Genomic DNA, 14,988 nt, shown 5'->3' on the forward strand with positions numbered 1-14,988 from the left:
ATCTACCAGGCGCGGCCGGCGGCCTCGCCCACCGTCAGCCTCAATCGCCGGCGCGTAGCGGCCTCAAACTCTTCGGGCCAAGCGATATCCAATCGCTTGGCCATCGCCCGCGCCCGCGGCATGAATTGGCGGGCGATCTCGAAATTGGCCTCGATCAGCGCGTCGCGGTCCGGTCCCGGATAGGGCAGGGCGGCGAGCAATTGCATCTGGTCGGGCGGCAATAGTTTGGATTGATGCAGAATGCCGCCTGGATCTGGGTTGGTCACGTCCTGCATCAGCAGGGTTTCCAGATGCCCGCGCATCATGCCGACGCCGAGCACCATGGTCACATATTCCCGCCGTCCGAGCGCGACAGGGAGCAGGCCCAGCATGCGGATGAATTCGTGGATCAAATAATGGACCACGCCTGCGTCGGGCGCCCTGAACGGGAGGCTATCGGGCAGCGAGGCGTAGATGCCGTCGCGGTCGATGAGCGGCTTCAGGGTATTCTTGGCGCGGTGTCCCAAGTTGCCGGGCGGCGCGACGTTCAAGTCGCAACGTAGCCACTCTGATGACACCGCCATGATGATGAGGCCGCCACGGTTCAACTCGTTCCAGAACACGATGGGGGTGATCGCATTCAGCACCTCGCGCCAGCGGAGGGCAAAAGCGCGCTGGTCGTCCGGTGCCACGACGGCAAGAAAGTCGACGTCGCTCCACTCGTCGGCAGTGTCCCGGCCGTAGCTGCCGGCCAGGAACATGGCGCGGATCGCGGGCTCGTCCATCAGAGCCTCTTTGACGGCGCCGATCAGGTCTTGCTGGTTCATGCCGATCCTCCTCGATGGCACGCGGTAGCAGGCCATAGTCCGGGCCGATTGGCAACAGCTTGGCAGTGTTGGATTTTGACCTATATGGCAGCGCGGAGTATCCTGATCCCATGACCAAATATCTTTTCAAGAACGCCGCGACGCATTTGCCGGAATATTGCCGGCCGACCGGAGAAATCCTGGCGATGCTGGGCGACAAGTGGTCAGTGGCGATCCTGGGCAATCTGTCCAAGGGACGCGTGCGGTTCTCGGAATTGGAAAACCTGATCGAGGGTATTTCGCAGCGCATGCTGACGCTGACCCTTCGCAGCCTTGAACGCGACGGGCTGGTTGCCCGGATTGTGACGCCGACGGTCCCGGCGCGGGATGGGTTTTATTGGGGTGCGGATCAAACGTGTGCGGGTCTGATGACACGGGCGTGGGATTTGTACTAAGTCGTAGATATGGCCGAGGACGACGAATTTACTGCCGCAAGACTGGCGGCCCTTTCCAGCTACAGCATCATGGACACCGAATCCGAACAAGGGTTCGATGACATCGTGCTTTTGGCCTCGCATATTTGCCAAACCCCGGTTTCGCTGGTGAGCCTGGTGGAAAAGGATCGGCAGTGGTTCAAGGCGCGGATCGGTTTTCCGCCCTGTGAAACGCCGCTCGGCCAGTCCGTGTGCGCGCATGCGCTGCGCGAGGATGACATGTTGATCATCCCCGATCTGACGCAGGACAGCCGAACCCACGATAATACGCTGGTAACTGAGGATCCGAATATCAGGTTCTATGCCGGGGCCGTGCTGAAGTCGGCGGATGGCGTCCCGTTGGGAACGCTGTGCGTTATCGACACCGTGCCACGGCCACAGGGCTTGTCATGGGTTCAGATCGATAGCCTTAAGGCATTGGCGCGTCAGGTTGAAAACCAGATGGAACTGCGCCGGATCGTCAAGCAGCGCGACGAAGCCTTGGTACGGGCCAAGGCCGCCGATGAGGAGCTGCAAACCCATCAGACGCTGCTGCGCAATGAGTTGAACCATCGCCTCAAGAATATCCTGAGTATCGTCCAATCCATTGCCGCCCAGAGTTTCCGGGGGGCCGGAACGCTCGAGGCGGCGCGAACGCTGATCGAGAGCCGGGTCGCTGCACTCGGGCGCGCCCAGGACATACTGGTGGCGTCGTCGGTGGAGAGCGCGACACTTGGGGATATCGTGCGCGATGCTACCGCGCCACACGACCCCGATCGACGAATTTCAGGCCAGGGTGACGATGTGCGGCTGGGGGCCAAGACGGCGTTGCTGTTTGCCCTGACGCTGCATGAATTGGCGACCAACGCGACCAAGTATGGGGCTTTGTCTACGCCAGGCGGGCGGGTCGACCTAACCTGGATGACCAACCAAGGTGAACTGGTGATCGAATGGCGCGAGATCGGCGGCCCGCCGGTGAACACGCCATCCCGGCGCGGGTTCGGCACCCACTTGATCGAGGGAGCATTGGCGGCCCAGGTGGGTGGCCGCGCAATGCTCGACTATAAGCCCGGTGGTATGGAATACCGGCTCGTGGCTCCGATCGGCAGTCTGACTTAACCGTCGGTCCGAACTCAGGCGCCCGCATAGGCCTTCTGCAAATCGGCGACGATGAGTTTGCGCATCTGCATCATCGCCTGCATGGCGCGCTGGGCACCGGCTCGGTCAGAGCCCCCGAGAGTTTCGAAGAGTTGCTTGGGCACAATCTGCCAGGACAGGCCGAACTTGTCCTTGAGCCAACCGCACTTGCTCTCCTCGCCGCCATCTGCGGTCATGGTGGTCCAGAAATAGTCGACTTCGGCCTGGTCGGCGCAGGTGACGAAAAACGATACGCTTTCGTTGAACTTGAACTGGGGTCCACCGTTGAGCGCCATGAACTTCTGGTTCTCCAGCTCGAACTCGGCGGTAAAGGCCGGCTGGCCAGGGGCAGAGCGGTTGACGTTGGTGACTTTGGCGTTCTTGAACGTCTTGGTGTAAAATTCGATAGCTTCATCGATGCGGTTGTCGAACCACAGACAGGGCTTGATTGAGGTCATAGTCGTCTCCTCGGATTGGGGCGTTGTGCGTTGTATAGAACCAATTGGTTATATGACTATATGGTTATGTACGGGGTGACGACGCCCGTCAACCCATATTTTCGGCCGTTTGGGGTGTGTCATGGTTAACGCAGGGTAAGCGAAACGATCCCTTGTGTCGCAAATTGCGGTCACGTTAACGCCTGAGGGACAATTGTTAGGCTGGAGTTAACGAATAGCGGGGTAAATCTTTACCAACCACGCCACTATGAGGCCCTTCATGACCATCAACCTCACGATTCCGGATATCCAGGAACTGAAGCCCCGCATCACCGTATTCGGGTGCGGTGGTGCTGGCGGCAACGCCGTCAACAACATGATCGAGTCGGGCCTCGAAGGCGTCGACTTCGTCGTCGCCAATACCGACGCGCAAGCGCTGGCCCTCAGCAAGGCCCCGCGCATCATCCAGCTCGGCGTCGGTGTTACCGAAGGCTTGGGCGCCGGCTCGCATCCTGAAGTGGGCCGCGCGGCCGCCGAAGAGAGCTGGGACGAAATCAACGACCACCTTTCCGGCTCGCATATGGTGTTCATCACCGCGGGCATGGGTGGTGGCACCGGTACCGGCGCAGCGCCTGTCGTAGCTCGCGCAGCTCGCGAGCAGGGCATCCTGACGGTTGGCGTGGTCACCAAGCCGTTCAATTTCGAAGGCAATCGCCGGGCCCGTCTGGCCGAAGACGGCATCGACGAGCTGCACCGCCATGTCGATACGCTGATCGTCATTCCGAACCAGAACCTGTTCCGCGTCGCCAACGAGAAGACCACCTTCGCCGACGCGTTTGCGATGGCCGACCAGGTGCTGTTCTCCGGCGTCGCCTGCATCACCGACCTGATGGTCAAGGAAGGCCTGATCAACCTCGACTTCGCTGACGTACGCGCCGTGATGCGCGGCATGGGCAAGGCGATGATGGGCACCGGCGAGGCTTCGGGCGAAGACCGTGCCCGCCACGCCGCCGAAGCCGCCATTGCCAACCCGCTGCTCGATGACGTGTCGATGCAGGGCGCTCGAGGCCTGTTGATCTCGATCACCGGCGGCCCCGATCTGACCCTTTATGAAGTCGATGAAGCGGCCAGCCGCATCCGCGAGGAAGTCGATGCCGACGCCAATATCATCCTGGGCGCCACCTACGATCCGAGCCTGACCGGCACGATCCGCGTGTCCGTGGTGGCCACGGGTACCGACGCCGCCATGGTGCAGGCGCTGGAGCCGGCCAAGCCGCATGCTTCGCGCACCCCGCTTTCGGTCAAGCGCCACGTTCCGGTGGAGCCGACCCGCGTCGCCATGGAACGCGCCGCGATGGCTACGCCGATCGAAATCGAGCATCAGGTGGAAGCGGCTGTTGCCGAGGCCTTTGCGCTCGAGCAGCCGACGCATACATCGAGCTATGGGCATGAGGACGACGGCGTGTTCGTGGAGCCTTATATCCCGGCCGTTGATTCGAATTACGAGCATGAAGAGATTGCTCAGGTCGAAGACCAGCCCGTTCCGAGCGTTTATGTGCCCTCCAATGCCGCCCGTCCCGAAGGTCAGCGCCGTATGCCGCGCACCGAAGAGCTGCCGATTGTTGCGCGCCGGTCACAGGAAGCGCAGGAACGTCAGGAGGTCGAGCCGCGCAATGCCCGTGCTTTGTTCAAGCGGCTGGCGTCCAATGTCGGCCTAAATCTGGGCCAGCAGGCGCCCGCGAAGGACGAAACCAGCTATTCGAGCGCCGACGACCAGGCGGCTCGCAGCGCAATTGAAGCAAGCAGCGCAAGGGGTTCGCAGGTTCGTCCCCCTGTCGACGGGGCCGTTGGTGGGCTCGATGCGCAGGGTCGCCAGCCAGCGCCGGCACTGCAAAAAGACCACCTCGAAATCCCGGCTTTCCTGCGCAAGCACGGTTAAGGTCGGGTAATCCAAACGCTGAAACATTGCTCGGTGCGGCTTCCGCACCGAGTTTTTTTTGGATAACACTTTCGTCGCAAAACCACGGCCGGGTCCGGAGTTCTTTCGAGTATGCAGAATATGACCACGCGCCAGCGTACCCTTGCTGCCGCGATTAGCTTTGCCGGATACGGCGTTCATAGCGGCCAGCCGGTAACCCTGACGCTTAGCCCCGCTCCCACTGACAGTGGCTACCTTATCAGCCGTGATCTGGGCGAAGGCCGCAGAACCGCGCCGGTCGCGGTCCATTTTTCTCGGATTACCCGCACCACGCTGTGCACCACGCTGGACCTTGGCGATAGCGTATCGGTCGCCACTATCGAACATGTAACCTCGGCTCTTTCAGGGATGGGCGTCGACAATGCCCTGATCACCGTCGATGGCGGCGAATGCCCCATTCTCGATGGCAGCTCGCGTCCATTCGCCGAAGCCATCCTGCAGGTGGGGCTGGAAATCCAGCCGGCACAGCGCAAGTTCCTCAAGATCATGCGCGCCGTCACCGTGCGCAACAATGATGCCTTTGCGGCGCTTGAGCCCTATAACGGGCGCGCGCTGGATCTCGAGATCGATTTCGACTCCAAAGTCATTGGCCGCCAGCGCATGATCTTCGACTGGACGCCGCGCCGCTATTACGACGATGTTTCGAGCGCCCGCACTTTCGGCTTCGTCCGCGACGCCAAGGCGCTGCGCCAGGCCGGCTATGCGCTGGGCTCCAGCCTCGACAATTCGATCACCGTGCATGAGGACCGCATCCTCAATCCGGGCGGGCTGCGCTACGAGGATGAATTCGTGCGCCACAAACTGCTCGATGCGATCGGGGATCTGTCGCTCGGCGGGCTGCCGATCTGGGGTCGGTTCCGCTCGTACAAGGGCGGCCACGCTCTCAACGCCCACGTCCTCAGCGGTCTCTTTTCCAGCGATGCCAACTATGAAATAGTGAATGCCGAGGATCTGCCGCTGGAGTTCGATAGTTTCGATGACCAGCCGGAAGGCCTTGAGATCCGTCACTATCTGCGCTCGGTTGGCTGATCGAGCGTCATGGCGCGGCCACAGTTTTGATCCAATTGAACTTTAGGCCGCAGCCCATATGCGGTTCTTATGAGGACGGGGCAGTTCGTGACAGTTGATGCAATTGGTGGTTACACCAGCCGGGCCGCCCGGTTTCTGACGATGGGCCTGCTGGTCCTGGCGCTGGCAGGCTGCTCGGGGTTCAACCTGTTTGGTCCTCCCAAGATCAAGGAAGAGCCGATTATTCCGGCCGCAGCCCTGTATCAGAGCGCGCTCGATAATATGGACAAGCAGCGCTACATGACGGCGATCGATACGCTCAAGACGCTGGAACGCCAGCATCCGCGCGATCCGATCACCGAAAAAGCCAAGCTGATGGAAGTCTATGCGAACTATCGCATCGGCGGATATCCGGAAGCGATTCTGGCGGCCGACCGGTACCTGGCGGTTTATCCGTCCGGCAAGGACGTGCCCTATGTGCTCTATCTCAAGGCCACCTCGTATTTTGGCCAGATCAAGGACATCACCCGCGACCAGCAATTGTCGCGTGATTCGATCGACACCTATAACCTGCTGATCTCGAACTATCCGAAGTCCGAATATGCCGACGACGCCAAGGAAAAGCTGCTGGTTGCCTATGACCAGTTGGCCGGCAAGGAAATGTCGGTGGGCCGTTATTATCTCGGCAACGGGCAGTATACCGCAGCCATCAATCGTTTCCGCGTCGTGGTGGAGCAGTGGCAGACTTCGACCCATATCGAGGAAGCGCTGTATCGCCTGACCGAGGGCTATTTGCTGCTGGGTCTGACCAACGAGGCCAAGACCGCCGCGGCAGTGCTGGGCCACAACTATCCGTCCAGCGACTGGTATAAGGAAGCATTCGACCTGTTGGGCAAGCAGGGGCTCGCGCCGGCGATGAATGACGGTAGCTGGATGGCTGGCTTCAAGAAGTAATCTAAAATTCTGTTGCTTGTTTGTTCCGGGGTGCGCTAGCTTGCTGGCGCGCCCCGTTCGTTTGTTGCCGGCTGAGTCCGGCGAGGCAATGCGGGGTGGGCAGGGCGCTTTGGACCAAAGCGTCAAGTGAGAGTTCGGGAACAGTCACGCCATGCTCAATACGCTTTCGGTTCGCAATATTGTCCTGATCGATCAGCTCGACCTGGCGCTCGATGGCGGCATGACCGTGCTGACCGGCGAGACCGGCGCTGGTAAATCGATCCTGCTCGATGCGCTGACGCTGGCGCTGGGCGGCCGCGGCGACGCCTCGCTGGTGCGGGCTGGCTGCGATAGCGGGCAGGTTGTGGCAGTGCTGCAACTGGCCAAGAATCATCCGGCGCGCGCTGCGCTACGCGATAATGCCATCCCCGACGACGAGGACGTTATCCTGCGGCGGGTGCAATATCCCGATGGGCGGACGCGGGCATTCATCAACGACCAGCCGGTCTCGGCCGCGCTGCTGCAGCGCGTCGGCAGCCAGATCGTGGAAATCCACGGCCAGCATGACGACCGGGCACTGGTCGACGTGGCCACCCACCGCTCCTCGCTGGATACGTTCGGCGTGCTCGAAGGGCAGGCGTTCGCGGTGCGCGAGGCCTGGTCGGCGCTGACCGATGCGCAGGATGCGGTGATGGCTCAGAAGGCGCTGGTGGCCGAGGCGCTGGCGCAGGAGGATTATGCGCGCCACGCGGTAGAAGAACTGTCCAAGCTCGGTGCGGCGGTCGGCGAGGAGGAGGAACTGGCCGAGCGGCGCCAGCACTTGCAGCAGATCGAGCGCTCCGCCTCCGACGTGAAGGAAACCGACGACATTCTCAACGGGCCCTCGGCGCCCGCGCCAGCGCTGTCGAGCCTGATGCGGCGGCTGCTGCGCAAGATCGATAGTGGGGCGACGCTGTTCCAGCCCATCGTCGATGCGCTGGACGCGTCTTTGATTGCGCTGGACCACACCTCGGATACGCTGGAAGCCCTCAAGCGCGAGATGGCTTATGATCCTTCCGAGCTTGAGAATGTTGAGGAGCGGCTGTTCGCTTTGCGGGCAGCGGCGCGCAAGCACCAGACGGTGTGCGACGAACTGCCAGCAATTTTGAAGAAGTATGCTGGTGACCTCGAAATGCTGCAAAGCGGGGAAACCAGGCTTGCGGCGCTCAAGCACGCGGCGGCCAAGGCGCTGGCTGATTATTCGGCGCTCGCTGCCACGCTGAGCGCCGGGCGCGCCAAGGCGGCGGCGGCTTTGGGGGAAGCTGTCGGCGCGGAACTGCCGGATTTGAAGCTGGGTGCGGCGAAGTTCATCGTCGATCACCAGGTGGACAAGGACCGGATCGCGGCCAGTGGTTTCGATCAGATCGCCTTCCATGTGCAGACCAATCCAGGAACCATGGCGGGGCCCTTGCTCAAGGTCGCGTCGGGTGGCGAATTGAGCCGGTTCCTCCTGGCGCTCAAGGTGGTGCTGGCCGATCGCGGTTCGGCGCCCGTGCTGATCTTCGACGAAATCGATACTGGTGTCGGTGGTGCGGTCGCCGATGCCATTGGGCGGCGCTTGGCGCGGCTGGCCGGCAAGGTGCAGGTGCTGGCGGTTACCCATGCGCCACAGGTTGCCGCACGGGCCCAGCGGCATCTGCTTATCGAGAAACAGGCGGTGGAGGAGGGCGCCTTCGTGCGTACTCACGTCAAGCCGCTCGATAAGCCGGCTCGGCGCGAGGAGGTTGCCCGTATGCTATCCGGCGCAGAGGTGACGGCCGAGGCACGGGCGGCAGCGAGCAAGCTGTTGAGCGAGGTCGGCTAGGCAGAAATTGGCTTTCCCGCCGGCGGTGGCTGGTGCAAATTCGCCCCTGGATTCTGAGTGTGAGTGCTTGCCATGGTCGAACGAGCTGACAAACCCATTGATGAGCTCACCGAAGCCGAAGCCGAGGTAGAACTGGCGCGTTTGGCGGCTGCGATTGCCCAAGCCAACATCGCCTACCACCAGAACGATGCGCCTGACCTGAACGACGCCGAGTGGGACGCGCTGAAGCGCCGCAATGACGCGATCGAGGAGGCATTCCCGGGGCTGGTGCGTGTGGATAGTCCATCGCTCACCGTCGGTGCGCCGCCCGCCGAGGGGTTTGCCAAGGTTCGCCACGCGGTGCCGATGCTCAGCCTCGCCAAGGCCTATACCGACCAGGACGTGGTCGATTTCATCCAGCGCGGGCATCGGTTTTTTGAGCGGGACAAGGAACTCGAGCTGGTTTTCACCGCCGAGCCCAAGATTGACGGTCTATCGGCTTCATTGCGGTATGAGAACGGCGTGTTTGTACAGGGCGCGACGCGCGGCGACGGCACGGTGGGTGAGGACATTACCGCGAATTTGAGGACCATCGCCGATATACCGGCCAAGCTTGCCGGCACCGGCTGGCCCGACAGCATCGAAATTCGCGGCGAGGTCTATATGACCTATGCCGAGTTCCAGGCGCTTAAGGCGCGTTCGGCAGCGGCCGGTGGGCAGGACTATGTCAACCCACGCAATACCGCGGCCGGCTCGTTGCGGCAGAAGGACGCCGCGGTAACCGCGAGCCGCAATTTGCGGTTTTTCGCCTATGCCTGGGGGCAGAGCAGCGCCGAGCCAGCCGATACGCAATACGATGCCGTGCAGAAATTTGCCGAATGGGGCTTCAAGGTCAGCCCGCTGATGGTGCGCGCCAAATCGGTCGAGGAGCTGGTGGCGCAGTATCGGCTGATCGAGGCACAGCGCTCGTCGCTGGGCTATGACATCGACGGGGTGGTCTACAAAGTCGACCGGCTCGACTTGCAGCAGCGCTGGGGTTTTGTCACCGGCGAGCCGCGCTGGGCAATTGCGCATAAATTCCCGGCCGAACAGGCCACGACAGTGGTCAAGCGCATCGATATCCAGGTGGGCCGCACCGGCACGCTGGCGCCGGTGGCGCGGCTGGCCCCGGTGACCGTGGGCGGCGTGGTAGTCGAGAACGTCACGCTGCACAACGAGGATTACATCAAGGGCATCGACAGCACCGGGCGGTCGATACGCGGTGATGAGCCGATCGACGTGCGCATCGGCGACACGGTCGTGATCCAACGGGCTGGCGACGTCATTCCGCAGATCGTGCGGGTGGTGTTGGAGAAGCGGCCGGCGAACGCGGCGCCGTATGAGTTTCCGCATGAGTGCCCAATCTGCAAATCACCCGCCACGCGCGAGATAAACCCCAAGACCGGCAAGGAAGACTCGCGGCGGCGCTGCACCGGGGAACTGGTTTGCGCGGCGCAGGCGGTCGAGCGGCTGCGGCACTTCGTGTCGCGCGGGGCGATGGATATCGAGGGGTTGGGGGCCGAGAATATCGACCTGTTCTTCAATGCCGGCCTGATTAAGACTGCCGCCGATATCTTCACGCTCAAGGACCGGCGTGCCGAGGTGCAGGCCGCGCTCGGCGCCCGGCGCGAGGCGCAGGCGAAATTGCGTGAGGAGGCCTCAGGCAAAGCACGGAAAAATGTGCGTGGGGTAGAGGATCGCAATTACGAGGGGCTGGAAAAGCTGTTCAACGCCATCGATGCGCGGCGCGAGCCGGAATTGGACCGCTTCATCTTCGCATTGGGTATCCGCCATATTGGGGAGACCACGGCTGCGGTACTAGCACGGACTTTTTCGACCATGGAAGAGCTGATCCGGGTCGGTAAGGAGACGGCCGCCCATGCCGACGATCCGCATAGCGTATTCCCCGATGTCGACGGCATTGGCGATACGGTGATCGAAGCACTGATCGACTTCTTCGGCAATCAGCGCAATGACGACGTCATTGAGGCGCTGCTAAAGCAGGTTAAACCCAAGCCCTATGTACTGAGTGTTTCGGCCGATAGCGTGGTGGCCGGCAAAACGGTGGTATTCACCGGGTCTCTCGAAAAAATGACACGATCTGAAGCCAAGGCTATGGCGGAGCGGCATGGCGCCAAGGTCGCGGGGTCGGTTTCTGCGCAGACGGATATCCTGGTGGCGGGACCAGGAGCCGGCTCGAAGCTCAAGAAAGCCGAAGACCTGGGCGTGCAGGTGATCAGCGAAGACGATTGGTTCGCGTTGATCGCCAAATAGAAGGCCGAGGGGCCGCAGGGAGAAATAATGGGCTTGAAGCTTTGGGCGGCCGGACTGGCCGCCGCATCACTGATGTTGCCTGGTTGGGCGCAGGCGGGAGAGGCGGGCGACCTGCTGCGCGCCCACCTTTATGAGGGCACGATTACCGAGGGACTGGCGGCGGTAACGCCACTGGCCGAGGCGGGCGATCCGGAGGCCAAGTTCGCGGCCGGCATGCTGACGTTTGTGGATGGGCTGCAGGGCGTGTCGCAAGATTTGTATCGCTATGGTGCGACGCTTCCGGATACCGGCGTGCTGGGCGTGCTCGGCATGATGGGCCCCAGCGGGCAGGGCGTGCCGGCCAATCCAAATCCCGAACCCATCACCTATGAGAAGTTCCGCACGGTGTTGCAGGACTTGGTGACCAGCATGGACGCGGGCAAGGCCCTGTTCGAAGCGGCCGGCGAGAATGGCGATTACGTGGTGGCGCTGGAGCCGCTGAAATTCCGCTTCGACGCCAATGGGGATGGCACCGCCGAGCCCGGCGAGACCCTGGGCGATCTGCTGGGACCGGCTTTCGGCTGGGCCGATATTCCCTACCCAGATGGGCCGCCGCCAAGCGGCAAGAAGAAGGGCGGACAGACGCCGGCCGAGCAGAAATTCGAGATCGGCTTCGATCGCGCCGATGCGCTCTGGTTCGCAGGCTACACCCAGGTGGTGGCGGCCCATGCCGATTTCCTGCTGGCACATGACTTCCATGGTCTGGTGGACGCTTATTTCCACCGTCTCTTCCCCAAATCCGGGCTGCCGATGCAGGATGCGAGCAATGGTACGCTGGCGATGGACCCACAGACCGATGCGTCGATCGCCGACGTCGTCGCGGCAATCCATACGCTCGATTTCCCGGTGATCGATAAGGCGCGGCTAGCCGGCGTGCGGGATCGGTTGCTGTCGATCACGGCACTGTCGCGCAAGAACTGGGACGCGATCCTGGCGGAGACCGATGATGACCATGAACTGGTGCCCTCGCCCCGCCAGACGCCGCTCAGCAAGGACGCCAAGGTAGACGAGGCCACGGTCAAAGCCTGGATGGCGACGCTGGATACGGCCGACCAGATTCTTAATGGCGAATTGCTGGTGCCGCATTGGCGCTTCAAGCAGGGCTTTGATCTCAAGGCCTATTTCGAAACCGCGACCGAGACCGATTTCGTGATGATCCTGACTGGCCTGGGTGCCGTTCCCCTCCTCAAGGATGGTCCGGTGGCGAGCGCCGAAAGTTTTGCCGAGGCCAATAAGGTATTCGGCGATCAGTGGCTGGGCTACGCCTTCTGGTTCAACTAGAACTTTTGCGCTGGCGCTGCCTTCGAGCCGCGCCGGCGCTCACGCTTCACTATGGAGGACTTCCATGCGTCTTGCCGTTCTCGCCGCCGGCTTCGTTCTGGCGTTTACCGGGATTGTGGCTGCACAGCCCTATGATACGCCCGACGCGCTACTGCAGGCATTTTATGCGCGCTATCTCGCCGCCGACACGGATTTCAGCGATGAGGGCGAGTTCAGGTCCGCCGGGCTGCAAGCGCTCTACGACGCCGATGCCCAAGCGACCCCGGAGGGGGATAGCGGCGCACTGGACTTCGATCCGTTCATCGACGGGCAGGACTGGCAAATTACAGATCTGCAGATTGGCGCCGCCGGAATTGCCGGCGATTATGCATCGGCCGACGTGAGCTTCAAGAATTTTGGCGAAGAGCGGACGCTGAGCTACGACTTGGTGAAGGAAGACGGTGGCTGGAAAATCGACGATGTCGAATCCAAAACGCCCGGCAACGAATACCGGCTGAGCGAGATTTTTACGCTGGCACATGCCGATTGAGGATAACGAGGGGGCTCAAAAGCCCCCTTTTACCGCTAGATCGCGGCGGTTGCCTGCTTCAGCCAGTCCTTGACCTTGCCCTTCACCAGCGGGCCGATCTCCTTGAGCACGCGCTGGTGGTAAGCATTGAGCCAGTCGCGTTCAGCGTCGGTCAGCAGGGTCTTGTCGATCAGGCGGGTGTCGATAGGCGCCAGGGTCAGGGTTTCGAAATCGAGAAAACCGGGCGCCATGGCGCTGTCGTGGATGACAACCAGATTTTCGATGCGGATGCCGTATTCGCCGGTCTTGTAATAGCCGGGCTCGTTGGAGAGCACGCTGCCGGCTTCGAGCGGTAGGGTATAGCGCGGGGCGATGCCAGTCGGGCCTTCATGCACCGAGAGGAAGGCGCCGACGCCGTGGCCGGTGCCGTGATTGTACGTGACGCCGGCCTGCCAGAGGAACTGGCGGGCGAGCACGTCGATCTGCGCGCCCGAAGTGCCCTTCGGGAACCGCGCAGTCGAAATGGCGATCATGCCCTTGAGTACGCGAGTGAAGCGGTCGCGCTGCTCGGGCGTGGATGAGCCGGTCGACATGGTGCGGGTGATGTCGGTGGTGCCCGCGAGATATTGCGCGCCCGAATCGAGCAGCATGAGTTCGCCGGCGGCCAGGGTTCGATCGGTCTTGGTGGTGACGCGGTAATGCACGATGGCGCCATTGGCGCCGGCGCCCGAAATGGTATCGAAGCTGGCGTCGACGCAGGTTTCTTCCTCTCGCCGGAAAGCTTCGAGCGCAGTGACGATGCCGATTTCGGTGAGAGTGCCCGAGGGGGCATTGTCATCGAACCAAGCGAGGAATTTGGCGAGGGCGACGCCATCTAGCTTGTGGGCCTCGCGCATGCCGGCGAGTTCGGCGTCGTTCTTGCGCGATTTGGGCAGCAACACGGGGTCGCGCTTTTCGATCAGCTTGGCGCCGGCCATTCGCAGGGTCGCGGCGACGGCTTCGGGCGCGCTGGCGGGATCGATCAGCACGGCTTTGGCGCCTTTGCCGAGGCGGGCGAGGGCGGCTTCGAGCGTACTTGTCTTGGCGAGTTTGGCGATGCCCTCGAGGGAGCGGGTGAGTTCCGGCGTGATACGGCCGCCATCGAGAAACAGGGTGGGCAGGCCGGATTTGGGCACGACGGCATAGCCGAGCACGAAGGGCGTATTGGGCACGTCGCGGCCGCGGATGTTGAGCAGCCAGTTGATTGATTCGGGCAGAGTGAGCACGGCGGCATCGGCCTGATCGGCAGCGAGGCTGGCCTGCAGTTCGGCCAGTTTGTCGGCCGGGGTCTTGCCGGCGCGGTTGTGGCCCAACAGTTCAATGGTGGAAGCGGGCGGGGCCGGGCGATCGGGCCAGATGCGGTCGACGAGGTTTTCGCTGGGCACCAAAGTGGCACGGCTGCCGAGCCGATTGGAAAGGTCGCGGATTTCGCCCGGCGTATGCAGCCAGGGATCGAAGCCGATGCGGCCGCCCTTGGGGACATAGGCGGCGACCTCGTCGGAAATACCGGTCTGGAGAAATTCGTGGACGGTGATCTTCTTGGTATCGGTCTGGGCCGGCGCCTGGAGCGTGTAGCGGCTATCGACGAACAGGCCGGCCTTTTTCGATCCTACGATGGCAATGCCGGCCGAGCCGGTGAAGCCGGTGACGTAGGCGAGGCGCGCTTCGCCGGGTGGGACCGATTCGCCGCGATGGGCATCGGCGCGGGGAATGAGGAATGCGTCGAGCCCGGCCTTGCTCAATTCGCCCCGCAGCGCGGACAGCCGGGGAGCGACGTTTTTCGGATCGGCTTTTTCTTCAAAGCTTTGAAAAACGGTGGGGGCGAAGGTCTGGGCGGTCATCGAACAAGTCCTGGCGCCGGAATGGCGGCTTTTGGGCCGATCTTAATCACGGCGCGAACGAACGCCAGTCTGAACGGCAAATTAATGAAGCGGTAACGGGGTTTGCGCCGCCGGCATGGCTGCTGTGTGGGGGGAGGGCTAACCAAAGGTTTCGCGCTACCCTAAATAGTTCGTGTCGGGGGCAACAGACAACCGACAACGCGCATGGAGACTGAAATGACTGAGAGCAAGAACGATTTCCGCAAGGCCCTGGGTTCCGTTATCGACGCCCGTGGCCGTGAATCGAACCGCCAGGTCAGCTATCGCATGCAGCACCAGCTGATCGGCGCATTCACCAAGCGCCCGTAAGGCCGCTGCAGTTCACTGCTGACGATCTGATGATCCCCGGAGCTTG

At 62.2% G+C, this 14,988-nt stretch carries 13 protein-coding genes; 10 read left to right on the forward strand and 3 right to left on the reverse strand.

The window, feature by feature from the left end; all coding sequences use genetic code 11:
* Window positions 1-2 precede the first annotated feature (2 nt).
* Window positions 3-806, reverse strand: coding sequence for a nucleotidyltransferase domain-containing protein (locus tag ABIB57_RS12500; protein WP_354041196.1), 804 nt, complete (start codon window positions 804-806; stop codon window positions 3-5).
* Between the two features lie 110 nt (window positions 807-916).
* Between ABIB57_RS12500 and ABIB57_RS12505 the strand changes: the two genes are divergently transcribed.
* Together ABIB57_RS12505 and ABIB57_RS12510 are read left to right on the forward strand one after the other, a co-directional pair.
* A complete protein-coding gene (locus tag ABIB57_RS12505) occupies window positions 917-1,240 on the forward strand; it encodes a winged helix-turn-helix transcriptional regulator (protein WP_354041198.1) in 324 nt (107 codons plus the stop codon).
* Window positions 1,241-1,249: 9 nt separating this feature from the next.
* Window positions 1,250-2,377: an HWE histidine kinase domain-containing protein gene (locus ABIB57_RS12510; RefSeq protein ID WP_354041200.1), complete on the forward strand. Its 1,128-nt coding sequence runs from the start codon at window positions 1,250-1,252 to the stop codon at window positions 2,375-2,377.
* 14 nt (window positions 2,378-2,391) lie between these two features.
* On the opposite strand, the gene ABIB57_RS12515 is transcribed toward ABIB57_RS12510, so the two are convergent.
* Window positions 2,392-2,853, reverse strand: coding sequence for a VOC family protein (locus tag ABIB57_RS12515; protein ID WP_354041202.1), 462 nt, complete (start codon window positions 2,851-2,853; stop codon window positions 2,392-2,394).
* A 259-nt stretch (window positions 2,854-3,112) separates the two neighbouring features.
* Between ABIB57_RS12515 and ftsZ the strand changes: the two genes are divergently transcribed.
* The 7 genes from ftsZ to ABIB57_RS12550 all read left to right on the forward strand — a co-directional run bounded on the left by ftsZ (window position 3,113) and on the right by ABIB57_RS12550 (window position 12,735).
* On the forward strand, window positions 3,113-4,771 hold the full coding sequence (ftsZ, locus tag ABIB57_RS12520) for a cell division protein FtsZ (protein ID WP_354041204.1): 1,659 nt from the start codon (window positions 3,113-3,115) through the stop codon (window positions 4,769-4,771).
* A 111-nt stretch (window positions 4,772-4,882) separates the two neighbouring features.
* Window positions 4,883-5,839: a UDP-3-O-acyl-N-acetylglucosamine deacetylase gene (gene lpxC, locus ABIB57_RS12525; RefSeq protein ID WP_299722659.1), complete on the forward strand. Its 957-nt coding sequence runs from the start codon at window positions 4,883-4,885 to the stop codon at window positions 5,837-5,839.
* An 87-nt stretch (window positions 5,840-5,926) separates the two neighbouring features.
* A complete protein-coding gene (locus tag ABIB57_RS12530; RefSeq protein ID WP_299722656.1) occupies window positions 5,927-6,772 on the forward strand; it encodes an outer membrane protein assembly factor BamD in 846 nt (281 codons plus the stop codon).
* A 151-nt stretch (window positions 6,773-6,923) separates the two neighbouring features.
* Window positions 6,924-8,594, forward strand: coding sequence for a DNA repair protein RecN (gene recN, locus ABIB57_RS12535; RefSeq protein ID WP_354041206.1), 1,671 nt, complete (start codon window positions 6,924-6,926; stop codon window positions 8,592-8,594).
* Window positions 8,595-8,666: 72 nt separating this feature from the next.
* Window positions 8,667-10,886 carry an NAD-dependent DNA ligase LigA gene (gene ligA / locus ABIB57_RS12540; protein ID WP_354041208.1) on the forward strand — a complete coding sequence of 740 codons (2,220 nt, stop codon included), beginning with the start codon at window positions 8,667-8,669 and terminating at the stop codon, window positions 10,884-10,886.
* 27 nt (window positions 10,887-10,913) lie between these two features.
* Window positions 10,914-12,206, forward strand: coding sequence for a hypothetical protein (locus tag ABIB57_RS12545; RefSeq protein WP_354041210.1), 1,293 nt, complete (start codon window positions 10,914-10,916; stop codon window positions 12,204-12,206).
* 64 nt (window positions 12,207-12,270) lie between these two features.
* Window positions 12,271-12,735, forward strand: coding sequence for a DUF3828 domain-containing protein (locus tag ABIB57_RS12550; RefSeq protein ID WP_354041212.1), 465 nt, complete (start codon window positions 12,271-12,273; stop codon window positions 12,733-12,735).
* 35 nt (window positions 12,736-12,770) lie between these two features.
* Here the strand turns inward: ABIB57_RS12550 and ABIB57_RS12555 are convergent, their stop codons facing one another.
* On the reverse strand, window positions 12,771-14,594 hold the full coding sequence (locus ABIB57_RS12555) for an aminopeptidase P family protein (protein WP_354041213.1): 1,824 nt from the start codon (window positions 14,592-14,594) through the stop codon (window positions 12,771-12,773).
* Window positions 14,595-14,810: 216 nt separating this feature from the next.
* Between ABIB57_RS12555 and ABIB57_RS12560 the strand changes: the two genes are divergently transcribed.
* Window positions 14,811-14,942: a hypothetical protein gene (locus tag ABIB57_RS12560; protein ID WP_354041214.1), complete on the forward strand. Its 132-nt coding sequence runs from the start codon at window positions 14,811-14,813 to the stop codon at window positions 14,940-14,942.
* Window positions 14,943-14,988 lie beyond the last annotated feature (46 nt).

Origin of the sequence: Devosia sp. UYZn731 (assembly GCF_040546795.1) — a bacterium.
GTDB lineage: Bacteria > Pseudomonadota > Alphaproteobacteria > Rhizobiales > Devosiaceae > Devosia.

Excerpts from the sequence above, each read along its gene's own strand:
- ABIB57_RS12555 (WP_354041213.1), bottom strand. The coding sequence starts at position 14,594 with ATGACCGCCCAGACCTTCGCCCCCACCGTTTTTCAAAGCTTTGAAGAA.
- ABIB57_RS12505 (WP_354041198.1), top strand. The coding sequence starts at position 917 with ATGACCAAATATCTTTTCAAGAACGCCGCGACGCATTTGCCGGAATAT.
- lpxC (WP_299722659.1), top strand. The coding sequence starts at position 4,883 with ATGCAGAATATGACCACGCGCCAGCGTACCCTTGCTGCCGCGATTAGC.
- ABIB57_RS12560 (WP_354041214.1), top strand. The coding sequence starts at position 14,811 with ATGACTGAGAGCAAGAACGATTTCCGCAAGGCCCTGGGTTCCGTTATC.
- ABIB57_RS12545 (WP_354041210.1), top strand. The coding sequence starts at position 10,914 with ATGGGCTTGAAGCTTTGGGCGGCCGGACTGGCCGCCGCATCACTGATG.
- ABIB57_RS12510 (WP_354041200.1), top strand. The coding sequence starts at position 1,250 with ATGGCCGAGGACGACGAATTTACTGCCGCAAGACTGGCGGCCCTTTCC.
- ABIB57_RS12550 (WP_354041212.1), top strand. The coding sequence starts at position 12,271 with ATGCGTCTTGCCGTTCTCGCCGCCGGCTTCGTTCTGGCGTTTACCGGG.
- recN (WP_354041206.1), top strand. The coding sequence starts at position 6,924 with ATGCTCAATACGCTTTCGGTTCGCAATATTGTCCTGATCGATCAGCTC.
- ABIB57_RS12500 (WP_354041196.1), bottom strand. The coding sequence starts at position 806 with ATGAACCAGCAAGACCTGATCGGCGCCGTCAAAGAGGCTCTGATGGAC.
- ftsZ (WP_354041204.1), top strand. The coding sequence starts at position 3,113 with ATGACCATCAACCTCACGATTCCGGATATCCAGGAACTGAAGCCCCGC.
- ABIB57_RS12515 (WP_354041202.1), bottom strand. The coding sequence starts at position 2,853 with ATGACCTCAATCAAGCCCTGTCTGTGGTTCGACAACCGCATCGATGAA.
- ligA (WP_354041208.1), top strand. The coding sequence starts at position 8,667 with ATGGTCGAACGAGCTGACAAACCCATTGATGAGCTCACCGAAGCCGAA.